This is a genomic window from bacterium, assembly GCA_036524115.1.
In the GTDB taxonomy this organism is placed as follows: Bacteria; JAUVQV01; JAUVQV01; order JAUVQV01; family DATDCY01; genus DATDCY01.
Genome location: DATDCY010000180.1, coordinates 1 through 4,039 on the forward strand (window position 1 = coordinate 1; position 4,039 = coordinate 4,039).

Genomic DNA, 4,039 nt, shown 5'->3' on the forward strand with positions numbered 1-4,039 from the left:
GCCAGGGACAGCGAGGTGAGCATGAAGATCACCGCGGCCCCGGTCGTGACCTTCGAGAGGAAGGTCGCGGCGCCGCGGCTGCCGAAGATCGTCTGGTTCGAGCCGCCGCCGAAGCCGGCGCCCATCTCGGCGCCCTTGCCGGTCTGCAGGAGCACGATCAGGATCAGCGCGAGGCTGACGACGACGTGGAGAATGATCATCAGGGTGTACATGGTCTTGCTGTCCGCTCCCTTTTTGGTTGCCTGCCCCAGGCCTTACGCCCGGAAGTTCACGATCTTCAGGAAGGTCTCGGCCTTCAGGCTCGCCCCTCCCACCAGCACGCCGTCGATCTCCGGCTCGCTCATCAGCTCGTCGACGGTCGCCGGCGTCACGCTGCCCCCGTAGAGCACACGGACCCGGGCGGCAACCGTAGCCCCAAACTCGCCGGAAATCAAGCCGCGGATGTGCGCGTGCGCCTCGTTGGCCTGCGCCGGCGTCGCCGTGCGGCCGGTGCCGATCGCCCAGACCGGCTCGTAGGCCAGCGCCAGGCCCGCGACCTGCCCGCCCGCGACGCCGGCGAGCGCGCCCCGCACCTGGCGGCCGACGACGGCCTCGACCGCCCCCGCCTCGCGCTCGGCGAGCGTCTCGCCGACGCAGACGATCGGCAGCAGGCCGCCGCGCAGCACCGCGAGCGTCTTGCGGTTGACGTCCCCGTCGGTCTCCCCGAAGAGCTGGCGCCGCTCGCTGTGCCCGACGATGACGGCGGTGGCGCCGGCGTCGAACAGCAGCGAGGTCGAGACCGCGCCGGTGAAGGCGCCCCGCTCCTCCCAGTAGACATCCTGCGCCGCGACCTTGACGTCGCTGCCCCGCAGCGCGCGGGCCACGGCGTCGATCGCCGTGAACACCGGCGCGACGATCACCTCGCGCCCGGCGCGGGCGGCGCCGGCGTCCCGCAGCGCCGCCGCGAGGGCGACGGACTCGGCCAGCGTGAGGTTGAGCTTCCAGTTGCCGGCGATGAGCGGGGTGCGCGCGCTCATCGGCGTTCGCTCAGCGCTTCGATGCCGGGGAGCGGCTTGCCCTCGAGCAGCTGCAGGGAGGCGCCGCCGCCCGTGGAGATGTAGGACATGTTCGAGGACTCGCCGGCGCGGTTGACCGCGACGTCGGTGTCACCGCCGCCGATGATCGTCAGCGCGTAGGAGTCGGCGAGCGTGTGGGCGAGGAAGAAGGTCCCCCGCGAGAACGGCTCCATCTCGAAGAGGCCCATCGGCCCGTTCCACATGATCGTGCGCGCGTTCTGCAGCGCCTCGGCGAAGAGGCGCATCGTGGCCGGCCCGATGTCCAGCCCCGCCCAGCCGACGGGGATCTCCTGCACGGGGACGATCTTGATCTCGGCGTCGGGCGAGACCTTGTTGGCGACGACGCAGTCGACCGGCAGGTAGAACTTTACGCCCTTCTCGCGGGCGTGGGTCATGATCGTGCGCGCGGTGTCGAGCATCTCCATCTCGACGATCGAGGCGCCGATCTCGTAGCCCATCGCCTTGAGGAACGTGAACATCATCCCGCCGCCGATCACGATCTTGTCCATGCGCTGGATGAGGTTGTCGATGACGCCGATCTTGTCGGAGACCTTCGCGCCGCCCATGATCGCGGCCACCGGGCGCGTCGGGCTGCCCATGACCTTGTCGAAGTAGTCGATCTCCTTCTTCAGGCAGAAGCCGGCCACCGAGACCGGCACGTGCGCGGCGATCCCGGCCGTGGAGGCGTGGGCGCGGTGCGCCGTGCCGAAGGCGTCCATGACGAAGACGTCCGCCCCGTGCGCGAGCGCCTTCGCGAACGCCGGGTCGTTGGCGGTCTCCTCCTTGTGGAAACGCACGTTCTCGAGCAGCAGCACCTGCCCGGGCGTGAGCGCCGCGACCAACTCGTCGACCTTCGGGCCGACGCAGTCGGGGGCGAGGACGACCTCCTTGTTCAGCAGCCGCTCGAGGCGCTTGCGCACCGGGGCGAGCGAGTAGTCGTGGTTGACCACGCCCTTGGGCCGCCCCAGGTGCGAGGCGATGACGATGCGCGCGCCCTCGTCGATGCAGTGGTTGATCGTCGGCAGCGCCGCGCGGATGCGCGTGTCCTCGACGATGTTGTGGTTCTCGTCCAGGGGGACGTTGAAGTCCACCCGGATGAAGACCAGCTTCCCCTTGACGGGGACATCCTCGAGGGTCAGCTTCTGCATCGCCGAGGCCGTCACGGGCGTCTAGCCCTTCGCCGCCATGAAGCGGACCAGGTCGCGCAGCCGGCAGCTGTAGCCCATCTCGTTGTCGTACCAGGAGACCACCTTGCAGAACGTGCCGTCGATGACCTTCGTGCAGCCGGCGTCGACGGTGGAGGAGCAGGAAGCGCCGTTGAAGTCGACGGAAACCAGCGGCTCCTCGGTGTAGTCGAGGACGCCCTTCATCGGTCCTTCCGCCGCGGCCCTGAGGGCGGCGTTGACGCCCGTGTCGTCGCTCGCCTTCCCCAGTTCACAGACGAAGTCCACGACCGAGACGTTCGGGGTCGGCACCCGCATCGAGAAGCCGTCGATCTTCCCCTTGAGGTGCGGCAGCACGATGCCGATCGCCTTGGCGGCCCCCGTCGAGGTCGGGATCATCGAGAGGGCGGCGGCGCGGGCCCGGCGCAGGTCCTTGTGCGGGAAGTCGAGGATCTTCTGGTCGTTGGTGTAGGAGTGGATGGTCGTCATCTGGCCGCGCTTCACGCCGAAGGCGTCGTCGAGCGCCTTGACGACCGGCGCGAGACAGTTGGTCGTGCACGAGGCGTTCGAGACGATGTGGTGCTCGGCGGGCTTGTAGACGCCCTCGTTGACGCCGAGCACCACGGTGACGTCCGGGTCCTTGGCGGGCGCGGAGATGACGACCTTCCTGGCGCCGGCCTCGAGGTGCTTCCCGGCGCCGGCGCGGTCGGTGAACTTGCCCGTCGACTCGACGGCGTACTCGACACCGAGGGCCTTCCAGGGCAGCTCCGCGGGGTCCTTCGCCGCCAGAACCCGGATGGTCTTGCCGTTGACGACGAGCGAATCGGCGCCGGCCTCGACGCTGCCGGGGAAGCGACCGTGCACCGAGTCGTACTTGAGCAGGTGCGCCAGGGTCCTGGTGTCCGTCAGGTCGTTGATCGCCGCCACTTCGAACTCCGGGTGGCCGGCGAGCGTGCGGAAGAACACGCGGCCGATGCGGCCGAAACCGTTGATGCCGATGCGGATTGCCATGCGCCTTCCCTCCCCTGCGGATGGTTGTGTCTCGCCGTAGAACCGCAATAATTTAGCAGAGTTATGGGGACAATGTCAAACCGCGCACCCGCCGCCGGACAGCCGCGGAGCCGCCCGCGGCGTATACTCTCCCCATGGCTTCCTCGCCGCCGCGACCGCGGGAGCCGTCCCCCCGCCTCCTCTGCGACGTCATGCTCGGGCGTCTCGCCCGCTGGCTGCGCGCGCTCGGCCACGACACGGCGTACGACCGCGCCGCGGGCGACGCGGACCTGCTCCGGCGTGCCGCCCGGGAGCGGCGCATCCTGGTGACGCGCGACACCCGCATCGCGCGCCCGCCGAAGGTGCGGCTCGTGCTGCTGCACGCGAACGATACCGCCGGCCAGCTGCGCGAGCTGGCGGCCGTCCTCGGCGTGCGGGACCGCTCGCGGCTGCTGACGCGCTGCCTGGTGTGCAACACGCGGCTGCGCCGCGCCACGCCCGACGAGGTCGAGGCGGGGGCCCCGGACCACGTGCGCGCCACGCAGCGCGACTTCCGCGCCTGCCCGGGCTGCGGCCGGGTCTACTGGCCGGGGACGCACCGGCGCAGGCTGGCGGCTGCGCTGGCGGCCTCGCTGCCCGGTTCCCCGCGCTAGGCGTCCTCGGGGAGAGCGCCGGGCCGCTCGCGGTGCGCCAGCGGCAGCAGCACGCGGGCCGCGACGGCGACGCCGGCCCACGCGGCCCCCGCGTCCTTGAGCACCCGGCAGCAGGCCTCGGCGGTCGTGCCCGTCGTCAGCACGTCGTCGCAGAGCAGCACGCGCCTATGATCACCAC

General features: G+C 70.7%; 6 protein-coding genes. 1 reads left to right on the forward strand and 5 read right to left on the reverse strand.

All coding sequences use genetic code 11. The features are described 5' to 3' along the window. The 4 genes from secG to gap form a co-directional block, all read right to left on the reverse strand. Positions 1–212, reverse strand: a 212-nt coding sequence (secG, locus tag VI078_08830) for a preprotein translocase subunit SecG (GenBank protein HEY5999384.1), incomplete at its 3' end; no start/stop codon positions are given. 42 nt (positions 213–254) lie between these two features. Next, positions 255–1,016 carry a triose-phosphate isomerase gene (tpiA, locus tag VI078_08835; protein HEY5999385.1) on the reverse strand — a complete coding sequence of 254 codons (762 nt, stop codon included), beginning with the start codon at positions 1,014–1,016 and terminating at the stop codon, positions 255–257. Continuing rightward, entirely contained in the window at positions 1,013–2,203 is a 1,191-nt protein-coding gene (locus VI078_08840; GenBank protein ID HEY5999386.1) for a phosphoglycerate kinase, read from the reverse strand. The genes tpiA and VI078_08840 overlap by 4 nt, the downstream gene beginning before the upstream one ends. Positions 2,204–2,224: 21 nt before the next feature. Continuing rightward, entirely contained in the window at positions 2,225–3,229 is a 1,005-nt protein-coding gene (gene gap / locus VI078_08845) for a type I glyceraldehyde-3-phosphate dehydrogenase (GenBank protein ID HEY5999387.1), read from the reverse strand. Positions 3,230–3,363: 134 nt separating this feature from the next. Here gap and VI078_08850 point away from each other — a divergent pair, with 134 nt between their 5' ends. Beyond that, positions 3,364–3,861: a Mut7-C RNAse domain-containing protein gene (locus VI078_08850; protein HEY5999388.1), complete on the forward strand. Its 498-nt coding sequence runs from the start codon at positions 3,364–3,366 to the stop codon at positions 3,859–3,861. On the opposite strand, the gene VI078_08855 is transcribed toward VI078_08850, so the two are convergent. Further along, positions 3,858–4,039: phosphoribosyltransferase (locus VI078_08855; protein HEY5999389.1), on the reverse strand; the 182-nt coding region annotated here is incomplete at its 5' end. The two genes, VI078_08850 and VI078_08855, sit on opposite strands and share 4 nt — an antisense overlap.